Annotated in this window: 16 protein-coding genes; 1 reads left to right on the top strand and 15 read right to left on the bottom strand. The window is 73.0% G+C overall.

Features of this window, described 5'->3' with window-relative positions; genetic code table 11:
* Window positions 1-584: 584 nt before the first annotated feature.
* Window positions 585-3,716 (top strand): isoleucine--tRNA ligase, encoded by a 3,132-nt coding sequence (ileS, locus tag ACZ3J7_RS02490; protein ID WP_465616024.1) that lies wholly within the window; start codon window positions 585-587, stop codon window positions 3,714-3,716.
* A gap of 147 nt (window positions 3,717-3,863) precedes the next feature.
* Here ileS and ACZ3J7_RS02485 read toward each other — a convergent pair whose 3' ends face one another.
* The 15 genes from ACZ3J7_RS02485 to ftsL form a co-directional block, all read right to left on the bottom strand.
* The gene (locus ACZ3J7_RS02485; protein ID WP_465616022.1) at window positions 3,864-5,210 is read right to left on the bottom strand and encodes a DivIVA domain-containing protein; all 1,347 of its coding nucleotides are present in this window, start codon (window positions 5,208-5,210) and stop codon (window positions 3,864-3,866) included.
* A gap of 46 nt (window positions 5,211-5,256) precedes the next feature.
* On the bottom strand, window positions 5,257-5,547 hold the full coding sequence (locus tag ACZ3J7_RS02480) for a YggT family protein (protein ID WP_014135258.1): 291 nt from the start codon (window positions 5,545-5,547) through the stop codon (window positions 5,257-5,259).
* A gap of 78 nt (window positions 5,548-5,625) precedes the next feature.
* Window positions 5,626-6,252, bottom strand: coding sequence for a cell division protein SepF (locus tag ACZ3J7_RS02475; RefSeq protein ID WP_014135259.1), 627 nt, complete (start codon window positions 6,250-6,252; stop codon window positions 5,626-5,628).
* Window positions 6,253-6,446: 194 nt separating this feature from the next.
* Window positions 6,447-7,235: a YggS family pyridoxal phosphate-dependent enzyme gene (locus ACZ3J7_RS02470; protein WP_465616020.1), complete on the bottom strand. Its 789-nt coding sequence runs from the start codon at window positions 7,233-7,235 to the stop codon at window positions 6,447-6,449.
* A complete protein-coding gene (gene pgeF / locus ACZ3J7_RS02465; protein ID WP_465616018.1) occupies window positions 7,232-7,966 on the bottom strand; it encodes a peptidoglycan editing factor PgeF in 735 nt (244 codons plus the stop codon). Before pgeF ends, ACZ3J7_RS02470 begins: the two co-directional genes overlap by 4 nt.
* The gene (gene ftsZ / locus ACZ3J7_RS02460; protein ID WP_465616016.1) at window positions 7,963-9,186 is read right to left on the bottom strand and encodes a cell division protein FtsZ; all 1,224 of its coding nucleotides are present in this window, start codon (window positions 9,184-9,186) and stop codon (window positions 7,963-7,965) included. The genes pgeF and ftsZ overlap by 4 nt, the downstream gene beginning before the upstream one ends.
* A 334-nt stretch (window positions 9,187-9,520) precedes the next feature.
* Complete coding sequence (locus tag ACZ3J7_RS02455) at window positions 9,521-10,297, bottom strand: cell division protein FtsQ/DivIB (RefSeq protein ID WP_465616014.1); 777 nt, start codon at window positions 10,295-10,297, stop codon at window positions 9,521-9,523.
* Window positions 10,290-11,396 (bottom strand): undecaprenyldiphospho-muramoylpentapeptide beta-N-acetylglucosaminyltransferase, encoded by a 1,107-nt coding sequence (gene murG, locus ACZ3J7_RS02450; protein ID WP_465616013.1) that lies wholly within the window; start codon window positions 11,394-11,396, stop codon window positions 10,290-10,292. The genes ACZ3J7_RS02455 and murG overlap by 8 nt, the downstream gene beginning before the upstream one ends.
* A gap of 6 nt (window positions 11,397-11,402) precedes the next feature.
* Window positions 11,403-12,770, bottom strand: coding sequence for a putative lipid II flippase FtsW (gene ftsW / locus ACZ3J7_RS02445; protein WP_465616011.1), 1,368 nt, complete (start codon window positions 12,768-12,770; stop codon window positions 11,403-11,405).
* Window positions 12,771-12,878: 108 nt separating this feature from the next.
* Window positions 12,879-14,321, bottom strand: coding sequence for a UDP-N-acetylmuramoyl-L-alanine--D-glutamate ligase (gene murD, locus ACZ3J7_RS02440; RefSeq protein ID WP_465616009.1), 1,443 nt, complete (start codon window positions 14,319-14,321; stop codon window positions 12,879-12,881).
* The gene (gene mraY / locus ACZ3J7_RS02435) at window positions 14,306-15,367 is read right to left on the bottom strand and encodes a phospho-N-acetylmuramoyl-pentapeptide-transferase (RefSeq protein ID WP_465616007.1); all 1,062 of its coding nucleotides are present in this window, start codon (window positions 15,365-15,367) and stop codon (window positions 14,306-14,308) included. The genes murD and mraY overlap by 16 nt, the downstream gene beginning before the upstream one ends.
* The gene (locus ACZ3J7_RS02430; RefSeq protein WP_465616005.1) at window positions 15,364-16,770 is read right to left on the bottom strand and encodes a UDP-N-acetylmuramoyl-tripeptide--D-alanyl-D-alanine ligase; all 1,407 of its coding nucleotides are present in this window, start codon (window positions 16,768-16,770) and stop codon (window positions 15,364-15,366) included. The genes mraY and ACZ3J7_RS02430 overlap by 4 nt, the downstream gene beginning before the upstream one ends.
* The gene (locus ACZ3J7_RS02425) at window positions 16,767-18,413 is read right to left on the bottom strand and encodes a UDP-N-acetylmuramoyl-L-alanyl-D-glutamate--2,6-diaminopimelate ligase (protein ID WP_465616003.1); all 1,647 of its coding nucleotides are present in this window, start codon (window positions 18,411-18,413) and stop codon (window positions 16,767-16,769) included. The genes ACZ3J7_RS02430 and ACZ3J7_RS02425 overlap by 4 nt, the downstream gene beginning before the upstream one ends.
* A 1-nt stretch (window position 18,414) precedes the next feature.
* Entirely contained in the window at window positions 18,415-20,601 is a 2,187-nt protein-coding gene (locus ACZ3J7_RS02420; RefSeq protein ID WP_465616001.1) for a peptidoglycan D,D-transpeptidase FtsI family protein, read from the bottom strand.
* Complete coding sequence (gene ftsL, locus ACZ3J7_RS02415; RefSeq protein WP_465615999.1) at window positions 20,598-21,167, bottom strand: cell division protein FtsL; 570 nt, start codon at window positions 21,165-21,167, stop codon at window positions 20,598-20,600. The genes ACZ3J7_RS02420 and ftsL overlap by 4 nt, the downstream gene beginning before the upstream one ends.
* Window positions 21,168-21,174: the final 7 nt, after the last annotated feature.

Raw genomic sequence — 21,174 nt, 5'->3', positions numbered from 1 at the left:
GGGTCGCCGGCCACGGCCTCGCGCGACCTCTTGGTCACGGTTCCTGTCGCCTTCTCAGCCATGGCTTTCGACCTCATTCACGAATGATCAGAAGCGTCGGTTCCCGACGATCTTGCCGGTCCCGGAACGATAAACCCCATCGAATCAGCCCACAACGGGACATACCGATGCACCTCACCGATCCCACCCGCGCAGCCTCCGTCGGTCCGGCGCTGCCCAAGTTGTGCCCAGAACGCCCCGGGCTAACCACCCGCCGCCCGCCGGCCCCCGGCTCGCGGGTGCGCGAAACGGCTTGCGGGGGCCGATACACTGGGCCTCGCAAGGCGCAGATGGGACGAGTACCGACGCACGCAGCCAGCAGCGACCCGGGGGCGGTGGGAGCCCGGGGGTGTGCGCGGCGGGAAGATCACCCCGGAGCCGCCGGAAGAACGGCCCGCGTCAGCGGGCCCAGTAGAACCGGCCGCAAAACCCAAAGAGAGGGCCGCAGCGCGCGCGGTCAAGGAGGGTGGTACCGCGGGGCGGCTCGCCGTCTCGTCCCTCCGTCGGAGCCAGTCCACGCATCCGCCGGAGGTTGAACGCCCGCCATGCCCCCCGTCTACAACGCCGTCCCGAACGCCGTCGACCTGCCCGCGCTGGAGCACGGGATCCTCTCCTTCTGGCAGGACAACCAGGTCTTCCAGCGCAGCCTGGAGCAGTCCGAGGGCCGCCCCGAGTGGGTGTTCTACGAGGGCCCGCCCACCGCCAACGGCATGCCGGGCGCGCACCACATCGAGGCCCGCGTCTTCAAGGACGTCTTCCCGCGCTTCCGCACCATGAAGGGCTACCACGTGGCCCGCAAGGCCGGCTGGGACTGCCACGGCCTGCCGGTCGAGCTCGCGGTGGAGAAGGAGCTGGGCTTCTCCGGCAAGCCGGACATCGAGAAGTACGGCATCGCCGAGTTCAACGCCAAGTGCCGCGAGTCGGTGACCCGGCACACCGACGCGTTCGCCGAGCTGACCACGCGGATGGGCTACTGGGTCGACCTCGACCAGGCCTACCGCACCATGGACCCGTCCTACGTCGAGTCGGTCTGGTGGTCGCTGCAGCAGATCTTCGACAAGGGCCTGCTGGTGCAGGACCACCGGGTCGCCCCCTGGTGCCCGCGCTGCGGCACCGGCCTCTCCGACCACGAGCTGGCCCAGGGCTACGAGACCGTGGTCGACCCCTCGGTGTTCGTCCGCTTCCCGCTCACCTCCGGCCCGCTGGCCGGCACCGCCGCCCTGCTGGTGTGGACCACCACGCCGTGGACGCTGGTCTCCAACACCGCCGCCGCCGTCCACCCCGGGGTGACCTACGTGGTCGCCACCGACGGCACCGAGCGCCTGGTGGTCGCCGAGCCGCTGCTCGCCAAGGCCCTCGGCGAGGGCTGGGAGGCCACCGGCGAGTCCTTCACCGGCGCCGAGATGGAGCGCTGGGCCTACCGGCGCCCGTTCGAGCTGGTCGAGATCCCGGACGCGCACTACGTGCTGACCGCCGACTACGTCACCACCGAGGACGGCACCGGCATCGTCCACCAGTCGCCCGCGTTCGGCGCCGACGACCTCGCCACCTGCCGCCGCTACGGCCTGCCCGTGGTCAACCCGGTGGAGACCGACGGCACCTTCGCGCCCGACGTGCCGCTGGTCGGCGGGGTGTTCTTCAAGAAGGCCGACGAGACCCTGGTCGCCGACCTGCAGGCCCGCGGCCTGCTGTTCTGTCACCTCCCGTACGAGCACAGCTACCCGCACTGCTGGCGCTGCCACACCGCGCTGCTCTACTACGCGCAGCCGTCCTGGTACATCCGGACCACCGCCGTCAAGGACGCGATGATCCGCGAGAACGAGGCCACCAACTGGTACCCGGAGACGGTCAAGCACGGCCGCTTCGGCGACTGGCTGAACAACAACATCGACTGGGCGCTGTCCCGCAACCGCTACTGGGGCACCCCGCTGCCGATCTGGCGCTGCGCGGACGACCACCTGACCTGCGTCGGCTCGCTCGCCCAGCTCTCCGAGCTGACCGGCACCGACCAGTCCGGCCTCGACCCGCACCGCCCGTACATCGACGAGGTCACCTTCCCCTGCCCGCAGTGCTCCGCCACCGCGGTCCGGGTGCCCGAGGTGATCGACGCCTGGTACGACTCGGGCTCGATGCCGTTCGCGCAGTACGGCTACCCGTACCGCAACAAGGAGCTGTTCGAGAAGCGCTACCCGGCGCAGTTCATCTCCGAGGCGATCGACCAGACCCGGGGCTGGTTCTACACCCTGATGGCGGTCGGCACCCTGGTGTTCGACAGGAACTCGTACGAGAACGTGGTCTGCCTGGGCCACATCCTGGCCGAGGACGGCCGCAAGATGTCCAAGCACCTGGGCAACATCCTGCAGCCGATCCCGCTGATGGACGAGCACGGCGCCGACGCGGTGCGCTGGTTCATGGCCGCCGGCGGCTCCCCCTGGGCGGCCCGCCGGGTCGGCCACGGCACCATCCAGGAGGTGGTCCGCAAGACCCTCCTCACCTTCTGGAACACCGTCTCCTTCCAGGCCCTGTACGCCCGCGCGGCCGGCTGGTCCCCCTCCGCGGCCGACCCGGCCCCGGCCGACCGCCCGGTGCTCGACCGCTGGGTGCTCTCCGAGCTGAACGCCCTGGTCCGCGAGGTCGACGCCGCCTACGAGGCGTACGACACCCAGCGGGCCGGCAAGCTGCTGTCCGGCTTCGTCGACGACCTGTCCAACTGGTACGTCCGCCGGGGCCGCCGCCGCTTCTGGCAGGGCGACGCCGCCGCGCTGGCCACCCTGCACGAGGCGCTGGAGACCGTCACCCGGCTGATGGCCCCGCTCACCCCGTTCATCACCGAGCGGGTCTGGCAGGACCTGGTCGTCCCGGTCACCCCGGACGCCCCGCTCTCCGTCCACCTGAGCAGCTGGCCGGTCGCCGACGAGAGCCTGGTCGACCCCGAGCTCGCCAAGCAGGTGGCGCTGGTCCGCCGCCTGGTCGAGCTCGGCCGCGCCACCCGGGCCGGCAGCGGCGTCAAGAACCGCCAGCCGCTGCTGCGCGCGCTGATCGCCGCCCAGGGCTGGGAGGAGGTCCCCGCCGACCTGCGCGCCCAGATCTCCGAGGAGCTCAACGTCCTGGAGCTGGAGTCCCTCGCCGAGGTCGGCGGCTCGCTGGTCGACACCTCCGCCAAGGCCAACTTCCGGGCGCTGGGCAAGCGCTTCGGCAAGGGCGTCCAGGACGTCGCCAAGGCGGTCGCCGCCGCCGACGCCGCCCGGCTCTCCGCCGAGCTGCGCGCCACCGGCACCACCTCGGTCGAGCTGGACGGCGAGAGCGTCGCGCTCTCCCCCGAGGAGGTGATCATCACCGAGACCCCGCGCGAGGGCTGGGCCGTCGCCAACGAGTCCGGCGCCACCGTCGCCCTCGACCTGACGATCACCCCGGAGCTCAAGCGCCTCGGCGTGGCCCGCGACGCGATCCGGCAGATCCAGGACGCCCGGAAGAACTCCGGCCTGGAGATCACCGACCGCGTCCACCTCCAGCTCACCAGCACCGACCCGGAGACCCTGGCCGGCCTCACCGAGCACCAGTCGCTGATCGCCGCCGAGGTCCTCGCCGAGTCGCTGGGCCTGGCGGTCACCGACCCCGACGCCCCGCGCTTCGGCGACGAGGACCTCGCCCTGGAGTTCACCCTCCGCAAGGCCTGAGCACCGCGCCGGCCCCCGCACCCCCGCTGCCGGGGGGTGCGGGGGCCGGCGGGGGCGGGAACGGGAGCGCGGGCGACCGCGCACGGCGAAGGGCGCCCCCAGCCGTGACGGCCAAGGGCGCCCTTTCGGTGACGCGCTGCGGTACCGCTAGTTGTCGCCGTCCTCGTCGATCAGGAAGCCCCGCATCGGCGCGGGAGCCTGCTGCATCGGCTGCGGGGGCTGCGGCCGGACGGCCGCCATCGGCTGGGTCATGCCCGCCGGGGCCATCGACCCGTTGCTGCTCGCCGAGGCGCCGCCGAAGGACGGGGCACCGGACGAACCGCCGAAGGAGGAACCGCCGAAGGACTGGTTCCCGCCGAAGGACGGGGTGGAGCCGAAGGACGGCGCCGGGGAGGACATCGCACTGGCACCGGCGGGGGCCATCGACGACGCGGCCGGCGGCAGCGACGCGGTGGCGGGGATCCGCGGCGGGGCGAGCGAGTCGTCCGCCTGCGACTCCAGCTGGCGCAGCTGGGTCTCCAGGTAGGACTTCAGCCGCGTGCGGTACTCGCGCTCGAAGGCGCGCAGGTCCTCGACCTTACGCTCCAGGGTGGCGCGGGCGGACTCCAGCGAGCCCATCGCGACGCGGTGCTTCTCCTGGGCGTCCCGCTCCAGGGCGTCGGCCTTGGCGCGGGCGTCCCGCTCCAGGCCCTCGGCGCGGCTGCGGGCCTCGCCGACGATCTTGTTGGCCTCGGAGCGGGCCTCGGAGATGGCCTGGTCCGCGGTCTGCTGGGCGAGCGCCAGGACACGGGCGGCGCTGTCGCCACCGGGGCCCTGCTGCTGCTGCATCGGGTTGCCCATCGGGCCGCCCATCGGCTGGAGCTGGCCGCCCATCGGCTGCAGCTGCTGGCCGCCCATGCCCTGGCCCATCTGCTGCTGCATCGGGTTGCCCATCGGCTGCAGCATCTGGCCGCCCATCGGCTGGACCAGCTGCTGCTGGCCGCCCATGGTCTGGCCCATCTGCTGCTGCATCGGGTTGCCCATCGGACCGCCCATGCCCTGCTGGTTGCCCATGCCCTGCTGGTTGCCCATGCCCTGCTGCGGGCCGGCGGGCAGCTGCGGGGCACCGGACGGCAGACCGAGCGGCTGGTTGCCCATCTGCTGGTTGCCCATGCCCTGCTGGTTGCCCATGCCCTGCTGCGGGCCGCCCAGCTGCTGCGGGCCGGGGCCCTGCTGGCCGGGGACCGGCGGGCCGGATATGGCGGCGGGAACGGGGGCGCCGGGGCGGCCGCCGTCCTGCGGGGCCTGCTCCTTGCGCATGTTGGCCTGGTTCTGCGCGGCGGCACGGGTGGCGGCGGCCAGCTTGGCCCGCAGGTCCTCGTTCTCGCGCAGCAGGCGGGTCAGCTCGGCTTCGACCTCGTCGAGGAAGGCATCGACCTCGTCCTCGTCATAGCCTTCGCGCAGCCGGACGGTCGTGAACTGCTTGTTCCGAACGTCCTCGGGGGTCAATGGCATCTCTTCACCTCAACGTGATCGTCGGACCGGCATCCTGTCGCATCGTTCAGAACGACAGGCGCTGCACGAGCGAGATCAGGACATACACAATGATCATCAGTACGAAGAAGGACAGGTCGAGCGCCACGCCCCCGAGACGCAACGGCGGGATGAAACGCCGAAGAAGCTTGAGTGGCGGATCCGTGACAGTGTACGTGGCCTCCAGCACCACGACCATGGTCTTCCCCGGACGCCATGAGCGGGCGAATTGGAAAACCCAGTCCATGACGAGCCGGAAGAGCAGGATCAGCAGGAACACGGTCAGCACCCAGTAGAGCACCGAACCGAAGATCCCCATCGCGTCTCCCTCTCCCTGTCCGACGTTCCGTCAGTGACGCTCTGTCAACAGACCCACACGTGTGGTCGTGGGTTCGGGTCAGCTCTGGTTGAAGAACCCACCCTCGGCGATCCGAGCCTTGTCCTCCGCCGTTACATCGACGTTAGCAGGCGACAGCAGGAACACCTTCTGTGTCACGCGCTCGATACTGCCGTGCAGACCGAAGACCAGTCCAGCGGCGAAGTCTACGAGCCGCTTGGCGTCCGTGTCGTCCATCTCGGTCAAATTCATGATCACGGGAGTGCCGCCGCGGAACTGTTCGCCGATCGTGCGGGCCTCGTTGTAGGTGCGGGGGTGCAGCGTGGTGATGCGGTAGGGCTCTCGTTCGTTGACGACCTTGGGCATGATCACCGGGGTGCTCTTCTCCAGGTTGCGGTGACGCTCGGATGTGATGGACGACACGGGGGCCATCCGCGGCTGCTCCTGCCGGATCGGGACCGCGGCGGGCACCGGCTGGGGCGCGATGTGGGCCACGGGCGCCGGCTGCGGGGCGGGTGCGGCGGGAGCGGGGGCGGCGGCCGCGGACCGGAGGTCCTCGGTCCGGCCGGTGCGGATCGGCTCCGGGTCCGCGTCGTAGTCGTCGTCGGGGTCGTACCCCTGGCTGTCGTAGGTCTCGTCCTCGACCAGACCGAGATAGACCGCCATCTTGCGCATCGCGCCGGCCATGCTGCTGTCTCCTCCGCTCATGCGCTCACCGTGTCGCCTGCGGATGCCGTGGTCCTCTTACGACCTGTCAGGCCGACGGTCCGTCAGACCGCGGAGTGTGCGCTCGGATGCGATCCACGGTTTACCAGCAGACTGATCATCTGCTAGGTTCTGTCCTATTTTGTCCTGCAGTCTGATCTACTTACTCGGTGACGTTACCCGAGCGGTGACCGCACTCCGAGTACCGCCGTACCGACGCGTACATGTGTCGCTCCGGCGGCGATGGCCTGCTCCAAGTCCCCGCTCATGCCTGCGGAGACCATGGTGGCAGCCGGATGGGCCGCGCGTACGTCGCTTGCGATTTCCGCCAGCCGCGCGAAGGCCCGCGCCGGATCGCCCGCGAGCGGCCCGGCGAGCGGTGCGACGGTCATCACACCGTCCAGTCGCAGCCCGGGCGTGTCGGCGATCCGCCCGGCCAGCGCGAGCACCTCGGCCGGGGCGACGCCCGCGCGGTGCTCCCCCTCCCCGGCCTCCTTGTCGAGGGCGACCTGCACCAGGCAGCCCAGCGGCGGGCGTTCGGCCGCGCGGACGGCGGCGGCCAGCGCGTCGACCAGCCGGGCCCGGTCCACCGAGTGCACGACGTCGGAGTAGCGGACCACAGAGCGGGCCTTGTTGGTCTGCAGCTGGCCGACGAAGTGCCAGGTCAGCGGGAGTTCGACGCAGCGCTCCGCCTTGGGGGCGGCGTCCTGGTCGCGGTTCTCGGCGACGTCGGTGACGCCGAGCCCGGCGAGCAGCGCGGTGTCCTCGGCCGGATAGGTCTTGGTCACCACGACCAGGGTGACGTCCGCGCGCGGCCGGCCGGCCGCGGCGCAGGCGTCGGCGATCCGGCGCTCGACCACGTCGAGGTTGGCGCCGAGCTGCTCGTAGCGGGCCCGCTGCCCCTCGGTCAGCGCCGCGGAGAACTCGGAACGGCCCGGGAACGGACCGTAGATGTCGTTCGTCATGAGTGTGAGGGCCCCAGCCAGACGTAGCTCGCGAGCCGGCCGGTCCGCTGCTCCCGGCGGTAGGAGTAGTGGTCGGGCGATTCGAGCGTGCAGACGGATGATCGCACCACATCCTGCACGCCCGCCTCGGCGAGCTGTGCGGCGACCCCCGCGGGGACGTCCAGCGCGGGGGTGCCCCAGGAGGTCTCGGCGCGCGCGGCCGGGACGAGTGCGGCGACCTCCGCGCGCAGGGCGGCCGGCACCTCGTAGCAGCGGCCGCAGACCGCGGGGCCGAGCACGGCCCGGATCCGCTCGGGGCGGGCGCCGAGCCCGCGCATCGCGGCGACCGCGGCGGGGACGACCCCGGCGGCCAGGCCCGGACGCCCGGCGTGCGCCGCGCCGACCACCCCGGCGACCGGGTCGGCCAGCAGGACGGGCGTGCAGTCGGCGGTGAGCACGGCGAGGGCCAGCGGGCGGTCGGTGACCACCGCGTCCACGGTCGGGGCGGTGCCGTCGGGCTGGCGCCCGGTCACCACCTCGACCTCGGCGCCGTGCACCTGGTTCATCCAGACCACGTCGGCCGGATCCAGCCCCAGCTCCCGGGCCGCGCGGAAACGGTTCTGCTTGACGGCTTCGGGCGAATCGCCCACCGCACCGCCGAGGTTGAACTCCCCGTACGGCGAGGTGCTCACCCCGCCCCACCGGGTGGTGGAGGCGAAGTGAGCACCGTCGCGGAAGACCCTTCGGATCACTTGAGGAAGTCCGGCACGTCCAGCTCCTCGGCGGGGCTCTCGACGTACGGCTTCAGGACCGGCTGCACCTGCGGCGGCACCGGCGGGGCGGTGGCCGTCACCGGGGCCGGGGCCGGGGCCTCGGCGGGGCGGGCCGGCTCCTCGGAGCGGGTGACCGAGCCGATCGAGCCGTAGGACGGCCGGCCGGCCGGGCGGTCGGCTGCCGGGGCGGCAGCGGCGGAGGACGTGGTGGAGGTGGACTTCACCACCGGCTCGCGGACGATGGCCGGCGGTTGCCCGCCGTCGAACCCGGCGGCGATCACGGTGACCCGGACCTCGTCGCCGAGCGCGTCGTCGATGACCGCGCCGAAGATGATGTTGGCCTCCGGGTGGGCGGCCTCGCTGACCAGCTGGGCGGCCTCGTTGATCTCGAACAGGCCGAGGTCGGAGCCGCCGGAGATGGAGAGCAGCACGCCGCGGGCGCCGTCGATGGACGCCTCCAGCAGCGGCGAGGAGATCGCCATCACGGCGGCGGCCTTGGCGCGGTCCTCGCCGCGGGCCGAGCCGATGCCCATCAGCGCCGAGCCGGCGTCCGACATGACCGACTTGACGTCGGCGAAGTCGAGGTTGATCAGGCCGGGGGTGGTGATCAGGTCGGTGATGCCCTGGACGCCGGAGAGCAGCACCTGGTCGGCGGAGCGGAACGCGTCCAGCACCGAGACCTGGCGGTCGGAGATCGACAGCAGCCGGTCGTTCGGGATGACGATCAGGGTGTCGACCTGCTCGCGCAGGCTGGCGATGCCGTCCTCGGCCTGGTTGGCGCGGCGGCGGCCCTCGAAGGTGAACGGGCGGGTGACCACGCCGATGGTCAGCGCGCCGAGCGAGCGGGCGATGTTGGCCACCACGGGCGCGCCGCCGGTGCCGGTGCCGCCGCCCTCGCCGGCCGTCACGAAGACCATGTCGGCCCCCTTGAGGACCTCCTCGATCTCCTCGCGGTGGTCCTCGGCGGCCTTCCGGCCGACCTCGGGGTTGGCGCCGGCGCCGAGGCCGCGGGTGAGCTCGCGGCCGACGTCGAGCTTCACGTCGGCGTCGCTCATCAGCAGCGCCTGGGCGTCGGTGTTGATCGCGATGAACTCGACGCCCTTGAGCCCGACCTCGATCATCCGGTTGATGGCGTTGACTCCGCCGCCGCCGATGCCGACGACCTTGATGACCGCGAGGTAATTCTGGGGTGCTGCCACGTCGGGGCCTCTCGCCTCGAATTTCCGGGTCGGCTCCCCTGGATTGTGAAGGCCGACGGATGTCGATGGGTGGGAAGCACGTGGTTCCAACCCGAACCCTAAACTTGAGGTTGAGGGTTATGGCTGTGCCGGTGTCACCTCGGTGCCGAGCACAGCTCGTTGACACAGGACAGTAGGTCGCAACCGGCGCGCGTTTCAACGAACACGCCGAGCTTCCCTTTTTCTTTTGAGCCTATGTGATCATCGACCCCGCGGTGAAACCGGGGTGACCACCAAGGGTCGGACCGGAGCCGTGGCCCCGTCAATACCGCCCCCGGACACAGAACTTACCGGATCAACCCGACACCGCCGGGGCATCCGGCGCACTCACGTCGTAATTCGACGCCTTCCGGCCGAGCAGTGCGGTCAGCACCTTCGCCTTCCGATCGGTCTGCTCCGCGCTCCCCCACCGGACGGTCGCGCCCGAGGAGAGCCGCAGCCGGATGTCGTCGTAGGAGTAGACCGTGAGCGAACCGGCCTGCTTCGCCACCTCCGGCGGCAGTCCGGCGGCCACCGTGATCGCCGCCCGGACCAGGGTCGGCCGGTCGATCACCCCCACCGCGTCCTGGGCCGGCTGGCTCAGTTCGAGGCCCACCACCGGCACGCCGGGCGGGGCCTCGGGCTCCGTGGCGAACTCCACACCCCCGGCGTCGACCTGGACGAAGCCGTCCCCGCCGTCGTGCCGGATCGCCGCCACCGGGCGACGCTCGGTGACCTTCACCCGCAGGGTGTGCGGCCAGCCGCGCCAGACCTCGACCGAGGCGACCCGGGGCAGCCCGGCCACCCGGCTCCTGGCCCCGTCCAGGTCGACCCGGGCCAGCGGGCCGGCGGCCGTGCCGCCGAGCGCCCGCTCGACGTCCTGCTGGGTCAGCTTCCCGGAGTCCAGGCCCTGCACCGCCACCCCGCGGACGTCCAGCGCGGCGGAGAAGAACACCGTCCAGCCGAGGCCGCCGACCACCAGCGCGCCCAGCGCGACCAGCACCCCGACGCCCCGGCGGGAGAGTCGGAGCCGGGGCGGACGGGCCGTCTCGCCGTCCTCCCCCAGCTCCTCCTCGTACTCCTCGTCAGCCACGGCGGCGGCCGCCGCGGGCGGCCTCGATCGCCTCGTAGACCATCTGCACCAGCAGGTCGTCGGCGTCCCGGCGGCCGAACTCGGCGGCGGAGCGCGACATCTCCCAGAGCTTGGCCGGATCGGTGAGCACCGGCAGGACGTTCTTCAGCACCCAGTCCGGGGTCAGCTCGGCGTCGTCGACCAGCAGGCCGCCGCCCGCCTTCACCATCGGCTGGGCGTTCAGCCGCTGCTCGCCGTTGCCGATCGGCAGCGGCACGAACGCGGCCGGCAGGCCCACCGCGGCCAGCTCGGCCACCGTCATCGCGCCGGCCCGGCAGAGCATCATGTCGGCGGCCGCGTAGGCCAGGTCCATCCGGTCCAGGTAGGGCAGCACCCGGTAGGGCGGCATGCCCGGGATGTCGTCGATGGTCGGCAGCTCGTTCTTCGGGCCGACCGCGTGCAGGATCTGCACGCCGTACTGCTGGAGCCGGGGCGCGATCGCCTGCACCGTCTCGTTCAGCCGGCGGGCGCCCTGCGAGCCGCCGGAGACCAGCAGGGTGGGCAGCCGCTGGTCGAGGCCGAAGTAGTGCCGGGCCTCCGGGCGGACGGTGCCGCGGTCCAGGGTGGCGATGGTGCGGCGCAGCGGGATGCCGATGTACCGGGAGTCGCGCAGCTTGGAGTCGGGGGTGGAGACCGCCACGAAGTCGCTGTAGCGGGCGCCGATCTTGTTGGCCAGGCCGGGGCGGGCGTTGGCCTCGTGCACCACGATCGGCACCCCGGCCCGCTTGGCCGCCAGGTAGGCGGGCATCGCCACGTAGCCGCCGAAGCCGACCACGGCGTCCGCCTTGACCCGCTCGATGACCTCCTGGGCGGCGCGCACGGTGCCGCGCAGCCGGCCCGGGACGGTGATCAGCTCCGGGGTGGGCTTGCGGGGCAGCGGCACGGCCGGGATCAGCGCCAGCTCGTAGCCGCGCTCCGGGACGAGCCTGGTCTCCAGGCCGCGCTCGGTGCCGAGGGCGGTGATCCCGATCGACGGGTCGTGCCTGCGCAGCGCGTCCGCGAGCGCCATGGCCGGCTCGATGTGACCGGCGGTCCCGCCGCCGGCGAGTACGACATGCACCGAAATTCACCGCTCCCTGCGCGGCGGCCGGGCGGCCTTGCGCGCTGTGGTTTTCCTACCTGGCAGCACCCGGCCCAGGACGGGCCCGAACCGGGAGTTGGCCCCCTTCCGCCACCTGCGGGGCCGGGCAGCCAGCGCTGCCTTCGCCGCCGGGGTGCTGCGTGCGAAGCAGAGCAGCAGCCCGATGGCGCACATGGCCGACAGCATCGCGGAGCCGCCGTACGAGAACAGCGGCAGCGGGACGCCCGCGATGGGCAGGAGTCCCAGCGCCGACCCCAGGTTGACCACGGCCTGAGCCATGATCCACGTGGTGGCGGCGCCCGCCGCGTACCGCACGAACGGGTCCGTGGTGCCGAGGGCCACTCGGATACCCGCGTAGCCTAGTGCCGCGAAGAGCGCGAGCACCGACAGCGTCCCCACCAGTCCGAGTTCCTCGCCGGTCGCGGCGAAGATGAAGTCGGTGTGGGCCTCCGGCAGTTGCCCCCACTTCTCCACCCCCGCGCCCAGTCCGGACCCGAACGGGCCGCCGGCGGCCAGGGCGTACAGGCCGTGCAGGGCCTGGAAGCAGTCCAGGTTGGGGTCGGGCCTGGTGACGCCGACGCAGGCGAGCCGGCCGAGCCGGTGCGGCACCGTGATGATCAGCGCGGTGCAGGCGACCACCGCGATGCCCAGGGTGGCGGCGAACAGCCGCAGCGGGGCGCCGACCATCCAGAGCAGGCCGAACAGCATGGCGATCAGCACCATGGTGGTGCCCATGTCGCCGCCGATCATGATCAGCATCATCAGCACGACGGTGCCGGGCACCAGCGGGATCAGCAGGTGCTTCCACTGGTCGAGGGTGTGGGTGCGCTGCTTGCGGGCCAGCAGGTCGGCGGCCCACAGCAGCAGGGCGAGCTTGGCGAACTCGGAGGGCTGGATCTGGAAGAAGCCCAGGCTGATCCAGTTCCGGTTGCCGTTGATCCGCACGCCGACGCCGGGGATCGCCACCAGCACCAGCGCGCCGACCACGCCGAACAGCAGCGGGTAGGCGGCGGTGCGCAGCGCCCGCACCGGGGCCCGGGTCAGCAGCACGGCGATCGCGCCGCCCAGCAGCAGGGCGACCAGCTGCTTGCGGAAGAAGAACGTCATCGGCAGGCCGTACTCCACCACCACGCTCTGCGAGGCGGAGAACACCATCACCAGGCCGAGCACCACCAGCAGCAGGGCCGCGCCGAGAATCAGGTAGTACGGGGTGAGCGGGCGGGCCATCAGGTAGCCGAACCGCTCGCGGGCGGCCCGGAAGCGGGCGATCGGGCCAGCCGACTTGAAGGTGGTCGTGGTGGCCGAGATCAACTGGAGGCCCTGCGGCGGCTCCTTCTCCCTGGTCGGCACCACGGCTCCTCTCGGTTCGGCTCACGGGCTACGGGCGGCGCCGGGGCCGTCCGACGGCGAGGCCGCGCCCGGCGGTGTGCCGCCGGCGGGCGCGGCCTCGTGGTGCGTGCTTCAGGGCCGCAGGGCCCGGACGGCGGCGGCGAACGCGTCGCCGCGCTCACCGTAGTTGGTGAACATGTCCATCGACGCGCAGGCGGGTGCCAGCAGGACGGTGTCGCCCTTCTCGGCGGCGGCGGCCGCGGCCGCGACGATCGCGGTCATCGCCTCGGCGCCAGTCTGGCCCGGGGCGGGCTCGAAGACCGGGACGTCCGGGGCGTGTCGCTCCAGCGCCTCCCGGATCAGCGCGCGGTCCTGGCCGATCAGCACGGCGGCCCGCAGCCGGGGCGCCGCGTCGGCGACCAGCCCGTCGAAGGTGGCGCCCTTGGCGAGGCCGCCGGCGATCCAGACCACCGGCCGGTACGCGGCCAGCGAGGCGGCGGCGGCGTGGGTGTTGGTGGCCTTGGAGTCGTCGACGTAGGTCACGCCGTCGACCTCGGCGACGTGCGCGATCCGGTGCGCGTCGGGGGTGAAGGCGCGCAGCCCGTCGCGGACGGCCTTGGCGTCGACGCCGTAGGCGCGGGCCAGGGCGGCGGCGGCCAGCGCGTTGGCGACGTTGTGCGGGGCCGGCGGGTTGACGTCGGCGACGGCGCCGAGTTCGGCGGCGGAGTTGGCCCGGTCGGCGACGAAGGCCCGGTCGACCAGCAGTCCGTCGACCACGCCGAGGTTGGAGACGCTGGGCGCGTCCAGGCCGAAGCCGACCGCCCGGCAGCCCTCCTCGACGTCGGCCTCGCGGACCAGCGCCTCGGTGGCCGGGTCGGCCAGGTTGTAGACGCAGGCGACCTGGTTGCCTTCGTAGATCCGGCCCTTGTCGGCGGCGTACGCCTCCATCGAGCCGTGCCAGTCGAGGTGGTCGGGCGCCAGGTTGAGCACCGCGCCGGAGTGCACCCGCAGCGAGGGCGCCCAGTGCAGCTGGTAGCTGGAGAGCTCGACGGCGAGCACGTCGTACGGCTCCTCGGCGAGCACCGCGTCCAGCACGGAGACGCCGACGTTGCCGACGGCGGCGGTGCGCCGGCCGGCGGCGGTGAGGATGGACGCCAGCATCTGGACGGTGGTGGTCTTGCCGTTGGTGCCGGTGACGGCCAGCCAGGGGGCCGGCTCGCCGGTGGCGGGGTGCGGGGCGCGCAGCCGCCAGGCGAGTTCGACGTCGCCCCAGACCGGGACGCCGGCCGCGGCGGCCGCGCCGAACAGCGGGCTGTCGGGGGCCCAGCCGGGCGAGGTGACGACCAGTTCGGTGCCCTCCGGCAGGGTGGCGCCGTCGCCGAGGCGGACGGTGACGCCCTGTTCGGCGAGCGGGGCGGCCTTGGCCGCGAGGCCCGGCCCGTCCCCGCCGTCGACCACGGTGACGCGCGCGCCGAGCCCGTGCAGGACGCGGGCGGCGCTGATCCCGGAGAGGCCGAGTCCCGCCACGACGACCGGCAGCCCGGCCCACTCCGGGTTGTTCACTTGGTCACCCATCCCGCGTAGAAGAGTCCGAGTCCGACGGCCACGCACAGGCCCTGGATGATCCAGAACCGGACCACGATCAGGACTTCGCTCCAGCCCTTGAGCTCGAAGTGGTGCTGGAGCGGTGCCATCTTGAAAACGCGCTTGCCGGTCATCCGGAACGAGCCGACCTGGATGATCACCGAAAGGGTGATGATCACGAACAGGCCGCCGAGGATGGCGAGCAGCAGCTCGGTGCGGGAGACGATGGCGAGGCCGGCCAGCGCGCCGCCGAGGGCGAGCGAGCCGGTGTCGCCCATGAAGATCTTGGCGGGCGAGGTGTTCCACCACAGGAAGCCGAAGCAGGAGCCCATCAGCGCGGCGGCGACCACCGCGAGGTCCAGCGGGTCGCGGACGTCGTAGCAGGACGCGGTGGCCTTGATCGCGTAGGCGCAGTTCTGGCTGTGCTCCCACAGGCCGATGAAGGTGTACGCGCCGAACACCATCACCGAGGCGCCGGTGGCCAGGCCGTCCAGACCGTCCGTCAGGTTCACGCCGTTGGACATCGCGGCGATCAGGAAGTACGCCCAGATGACGAACAGCACCGGGCCGATCGCCCACTTGAAGTCCTGCACGAAGGACAGCTTGTCGGAGGCCGGGGTCAGGCCGCGGCTGTCGCTGAACTGCATGGCCAGGACGGCGAAGGCGAGGGCGACGAAGGACTGGCCGAGCAGCTTCGCCTTGGCCCGCAGGCCCAGCGAGCGGCGCTTGACCACCTTGATGTAGTCGTCCAGGAAACCGACCAGGCCGAGGCCGGTGGTCAGGAACAGCACCAGCAGGCCGGAGGCGGTGGGCGACTCGCCCGTTATCGCCTTGGTCGCGAAGTAGGCGATCAGGGTGGCCAGGATGAAGGCGATGCCGCCCATCGTGGGCGTGCCCTTCTTGCTGTGGTGCGCCTTGGGGCCGTCGTCGCGGATGTACTGGCCGTAGCCGTGCCGGGCGAGCAGCTTGATCAGGGCGGGGGTGCCGAGCAGGGTCAGCACCAGGCCGATCATGCCGGAGAAGAGGATCTGCTTCACTTCGCGGCACCGTCCGCGAGCAGCGCCTCGGCGACCTTCTCCAGACCCACCGAACGGGAGGCCTTCACCAGGACCACGTCCCCCGGCCGCACCTGACTGCGCAGCAGCTCGATCGCCGCGTCCGCGTCGGACACCAGCACCGACTCCTCACCCCACGAACCTTCGTTCCTCGCGCCCAGTTCCATCCGGGCCGCCTCGCGTCCGCCGACCGCCACCAGCTTGGTGATGTCCAGCCGCACCGCGAGCCTTCCGATGGTGTCGTGCTCGTCGAGGCTGTCCTCGCCGAGCTCCCGCATCTCGCCGAGCACCGCCCAGGTGCGGCGGCGCTCCGGGCCGGTGCCCGCCATCGTCGCGAGGGTCCGCAGCGCGGCCCGCATCGATTCCGGGTTCGCGTTGTAGGCGTCGTTGACGACGGTGAGGCCATCGGCCCGGTCGACCACTTCCATGCGCCAGCGGGACAGCGCACCCGCCTCGCTGAGTGCTTCGGCGACGCGGTCGACGGGCATCCCGAGCTCCACCGCCACCGCTGCGGCGGCGAGGGCGTTCGAGACGTGGTGCTCACCGTACAGGCGCAGCTGCACGGGTGCGGAACCGGCCGGGGTGCTGAGCGTGAACCGCGGCCGCCCGGTGGCGTCCAGGCGGACGTCGGTGGCCCGGACGTGGGCGTCCGGCGACTCGCCGAACAGCACGACCTTCGCCCTGGTCCGGGTGCTCATCGCGCGCACCAGCCGGTCGTCGGCGTTGAGGACGGCGACGCCCTCGGGCGAAAGGGCCTCCACCATCTCGCCCTTGGCCTCGGCGATGCCCTCGCGGGAGCCGAACTCGCCGAGGTGGGCGGAGCCGATGTTGAGGACGAGTCCGACGGTGGGCGGAGTGATGCCGGTCAGGTACTCGATGTCGCCCTTGTGCCGGGCGCCCATCTCCATCACCAGGTGACGGGTCGTCGGGGTGATCCGCAGCGCGGTCAGCGGGTGGCCGATCTCGTTGTTGTTCGAACCGGCGGGGAAGACCGTCTCGCCGTGCCCGGACAGCACCTGGGCGATCAGGTCCTTGGTGGAGGTCTTGCCGGAGGAACCGGTCAGGCCGACGATCCGCACGTCGGCGGAGCGGGCCACCACGGCGCGGGCCAGCCGGCCGAGGGCGACCACCACGTCGTCCACCAGGATCGCGGGGACGCCGACCGGCCGGGTGGCGAGCACCGCGACCGCGCCGTCGGCGACCGCCTTCGCGGCGAAGTCGTGGCCGTCGACGCGCTCGCCGAGCACGCAGACGAACAGCCCGCCGGGCTCGATCGCCCGGTTGTCGGTGACCACCGCGCCGGTGATCGACGCCCGGGGGTCCGGCACCGCGTCGAGCGCGCCGCCCACGGCCTGCGCGGCCTCCGCCAGAGTCAGGGCAATCACCGTTCGGCCTCCATCGACTGCTCAATCGCGACCCGCAGCACCTGGCGGTCGTCGAACGGGCGGACCTCGCCCTTCACGTACTGGCCCAGCTCGTGGCCCTTGCCCGCCACCAGCACGGTGTCGCCGCTGTGCGCGCGGGCCACCGCGAGGGCGATCGCCTCGCCGCGGTCGGGGACGGCGAGCACCTCGCCGCGCTCCTCCTCGGGCACCTCGGCGGCGCCGGAGAGCATGGTGGCGAGGATCGCCAGCGCGTCCTCGGAGCGCGGGTTGTCGCTGGTGAGGACGGCGGTGTCGGCGAGCCGGGCGGCGATCGCGCCCATCGGCCCGCGCTTGTACGGGTCGCGGTCGCCGCCGCAGCCGACGACGACGTGCAGCCGGCCCTTGGTGACCTCGCGGAGCGAGGCGAGCACCGAGCTGAGCGCGTCCGGCTTATGCGCGTAGTCGACCACGGCGACGTAGTCCTGCCCCGCGTCGACCTCCTCCAGCCGGCCGGGCACGCCGGGGACGGCGGCCACCCCGGCGACCGCGTCGGCCAGTTCGACGCCGGCGGTGACCAGCGCGGTGATCGCGCCGAGCGCGTTGGAGACGTTGAACAGGCCGGGCAGCGGCACCGAGGCGTCGGCCCGCTCGCCGTTCGGGCCGAGCACCCGGAAGGTCGAGCCGGACGGGCCGGGCTGGACGTCGACGGCGCGCCAGTCGGCGGCCGGGTCGCCGGCCGCCGAGAAGGTGGTCATCGGGATCCGGGCCTCGCCGGCCAGCCGGCGCCCGTAGGAGTCGTCCCGGTTGGCGACGCCCCGGCGGGACTTGCCCTCGTGGAAGAGCCGGGCCTTGGCCCGGTAGTAGTCCTCCATGTCGGGGTGGAAGTCGAGGTGCTCGGGCGTCAGGTTGTTGAACAGCGCGACGTCGTAGACCACGCCGTCGGTGCGGCCGTACACCAGCGCGTGGCTGGAGACCTCCATCACCACCGCGTCCGCGCCGGCCTCGTGCATCACGGCGAGCACGGCGTGCAGTTCGGTGGCCTCGGGGGTGGTGCGCTCGGACTTGATCCGCTCCTCGCCGACCCGCATCTCGACGGTGCCGATCACGCCGGGCCGCCGGCCGGCCCCGCGCAGGCCGCCCTCCACCAGGTAGGAGGTGGTGGTCTTGCCGTTGGTGCCGGTCAGGCCGATCATCAGCATCCGCTCGCTGGGCGCCCCGTAGACGGCGGCGGCCAGCGGGCCCATCGCCTCGCGCGGGCTGTCGACCACCAGCAGCGGGACGCCGGCGTCGGCGGCGAGCTCGGCCCCGGCGGCGTCGGTGAGCACCGCGACCGCGCCCGAGGCGGCGGCCCCGGCGGCGAACGCCGCGCCGTGGTGGTTGGCGCCGGGGAAGGCCACGTACACGTCGCCGGGCCGCACCGCCCGGGAGTCGTGGGTGACGCCGGTGACCTCGGGTCCCTCGACGCCGGCCAGCCCGAGCAGCCGGGCCGCCTCGGCGAGCGGCAGCGCCGCGGTGCGGTCGGGTCGGGGCGGGCTCGCGGAGATTTGATCGGATTTCGGCACGGCCGGAAGGCTATCGGCCCCGCGCCCCCCGGGGCCAAACCGGGCCTGCCGGGCCGTGACCTTGCTCACAGTGCGCTCCGCGCGCCGGGGGGTGTCGCTCATCTCAGGGTTTCCAGTCGACGGGCAGGTTCGGCGCCTCGCTGCCGCTCGGCGGGACCTGGAGGGTCTTGAGGGTGAACTCCATCACCTGCTTGAAGACGGGCCCGCACAGCTGCCCGCCGAAGTGCCCGTTGACCGGGTCCTGGATGACGCAGGAGACCGTCACCCGGGGCTGGTCGGCGGGCGCGAAGCCGATGAAGGAGGCGGTGTACCCGGAGTACTTGCCGGTCTTCGGGTCCACCCGGTTGGCGGTGCCGGTCTTGCCGGCCACCCGGTAGCCGGGGATCTTCGCGGTGGTGCCGGTGCCCTGCTCGTCGGTGACGACGGACTCCAGCATCTCGGTCAGGGTCCTGGCGGTCTGCTCCGACACCACCCGGTTCTGCGCGCCGGCCGGCGCGGGCGTGAACTTCCCGTCCGGCCCGGTGGTCCCGGCCAGCAGGCTGGGGGCGGTCCGCACGCCGCCGTTGGCGATGGTGGAGAACACCGAGGTGGCCTGCAGGGCGTTCACCGACAGGCCCTGGCCGAACGGGATCGTGTACTGCTGCGAGCCGTTCCAGTCCTCGGGCTTGGCCAGGATGCCGCGGGTCTCGCCGGGGAAGCCCAGGCCGCTGGGCTTGCCGATGCCGAACCGGTCCAGGTAGTCGGCGAGCACCTTGTTGGACTCGGCCTGGGTGGCGCCCAGGTGCTCGGCGGCCTCGATGGTGCCGATGTTGGACGACTTGGCGAGCACGCCCGCCAGGGTCAGGTACCAGGTCTCGTGGTCGATGTCGTCGTGGAACACCCGGTCGGCCCGCTGGAGCGTGTTGGGCACCTCCACGTGGGTGTCCCAGTTCGCCTTGCCGGTGTCCAGCACCGCCGCCATGGTCATCAGCTTCGCGGTCGACCCGGGCTCGTACGCGTCCTGCAGGGCGGCGTTGCCGAGCTGCTCGGGGCGGGCCGAGGAGAGGTCGTTCGGGTCGAAGCCGGGCGAGGTCGCCATCGCCAGCACCTGGCCGTTCCGCACGTCCTGGACGATCACGTAGCCCTTCTCCGCCCCGGCGTTGGCGACCTGGTCGGTGATGGCGCGCTGGGCCGCCCACTGGATGTCCGGGTCGACGGTCAGCCGCAGGTCGGTGCCGGGCACCGGGTCCTGCCGGGCACCGCCCGCGGTGGCCACCCGGCGGCCGCCCGACGCGGCGTACGTGGAGTGGCCGTCCTGCCCGGCCAGCAGCTGCTGGTACTGCAGCTCCAGGCCGCCGGTGCCGGTGCCCTCCGCGTTGACGAAGCCGACCAGGTTGGCGCCGAGGCCGCCGGCCGGGTAGCTGCGCCGGGTCGACTGCTCCCAGAACATCCCGGCCAGCGGGTTGACGCAGGCCGGGTCCAGGAACTGCCGGCCGCCCTTGTCGGCGGGCTTCTTGAGCAGCTGGACCTGGGCGCGGCAGGCCGCGGTGTCGGTCTGCTTGGTCAGCGCGGCCTTCAGGTCGGCGATCCGGTTCTTCGTCTCCGGGGTCTGCCGGGCCATCAGCAGCGCGTACTGGCTCTTCGGGTTCTTGCTGTTCGGGTGCAGCTTCTCGGCCAGCTTCTCCTTCGGCTGCCCGAGGATCGGCGCCAGCAGCGCCGCGGCCTGCTCCGGGGCGTCCGGCAGGTGGGCGGACTCCGGGGTGAACATGGTCGGGTCGGCGGTGATGTCGTACGCGTCGACCGAGGTGGCCAGCACGGTGCCGTCGGCGGCGGTGATCGAACCGCGCTCGGCGGGCAGCGCCACCCGGACGTACTTGTTGGCGCCCGCGGCGGCGGCCAGCGCGTCGGAGTCCAGCAGCTGCAGCTGCACCAGCCGGCCCGCGAAGATCGCGAACACCAGCAGCAGGCAGACCGTCACCAGCCGCAGCCGGCGGCGCGGGTCGGCCAGCTTGATGGTCCGCGGGCCGGACGGGGCGGGGCGGCGCGGCGGCGCCGGGCGGCGGGCCGGGCGGGCGCTGGGGCGCGGCGGGGCGACCTCGCGGTGCCCGGCGGAGGCGGCGCGCGGGCGGGCCGGGCGTCCGGCGCCGCCGTCGGCGCGACGCGGTTCGCCGACCCGGCGGCGCGGCGGCTCGCCGGAGCGGCCGCCCGAGCCGGAGCGGCCGCCGGCGGCCGGGCGTCCGGAGCCGGACCGGCCGGAGCCGGCCGGCGGGGTGCGGCGCGGGCGCGGGGCGTCCCCGGGCGGGCGGCTCACCGCTGCGCCCCGGCGGACGGGCTGCCGGACGGGCCGGACGGGGTGCCGACCGGCGGGGCCGGGGCGAGGTCGATGCCGGGATCGGCCGGGCTGCCGCTCGCCCCGGGCGAGGCCGGGCCGGAGGCGGCGGCGGTCGCGGAGGCGGTCGCGGACGGGTCGGCGGCGCTGGGGCGCGGCACCGGCGGCTTGTCCTCGGCGGGCTTGGCCTTGCCGGTGACCGAGCCGTCCGGGTTGAGGAAGGCCGGGTCGTTGCCGGGGACCATGCCGAGCTCGCGGGCCCGCCGCTCCAGCGCGTCGGGCGCGGACTGCTCGGCGATCTGCTGCTGCAGGGTCTGCTGCTGGTCGGTGGCCTCGGTGGTCTGCCTGCGCAGCTTGGTGAGGGTGAACGAGCCCTCGTTCAGGGCGGTGTTGAGCATCAGCAGGCCGAGCAGCCCGGCCGACAGCAGGGCGACCACCAGCACCGCGAAGGGGGTGCGCCCCCGCATCGAGCGCGCTCCGGGGCGGACGGTGATCCGCGCCCCGCCCCCCTGCCCGGGGACGTTCCCCCGGGTCCGCTCGCCGGCCACCGGCACC

The sequence above is a fragment of the Kitasatospora sp. NPDC015121 genome (genome assembly GCF_055562955.1).
The sequence above is the reverse complement of the archived record's forward strand: the minus strand, read 5'-3'. Positions and strand labels throughout refer to the sequence as shown.

Bases quoted from the DNA above. Each gene is read 5' to 3' on its own strand.
- ileS (WP_465616024.1), top strand. From the start codon at position 585: ATGCCCCCCGTCTACAACGCCGTCCCGAACGCCGTCGACCTGCCCGCG.
- ACZ3J7_RS02485 (WP_465616022.1), bottom strand. From the start codon at position 5,210: ATGCCATTGACCCCCGAGGACGTTCGGAACAAGCAGTTCACGACCGTC.
- ACZ3J7_RS02425 (WP_465616003.1), bottom strand. From the start codon at position 18,413: ATGAGCGACACCCCCCGGCGCGCGGAGCGCACTGTGAGCAAGGTCACG.
- ACZ3J7_RS02475 (WP_014135259.1), bottom strand. From the start codon at position 6,252: ATGGCCGGCGCGATGCGCAAGATGGCGGTCTATCTCGGTCTGGTCGAG.
- ACZ3J7_RS02480 (WP_014135258.1), bottom strand. From the start codon at position 5,547: ATGGGGATCTTCGGTTCGGTGCTCTACTGGGTGCTGACCGTGTTCCTG.
- ACZ3J7_RS02470 (WP_465616020.1), bottom strand. From the start codon at position 7,235: ATGACGAACGACATCTACGGTCCGTTCCCGGGCCGTTCCGAGTTCTCC.
- murD (WP_465616009.1), bottom strand. From the start codon at position 14,321: ATGGGTGACCAAGTGAACAACCCGGAGTGGGCCGGGCTGCCGGTCGTC.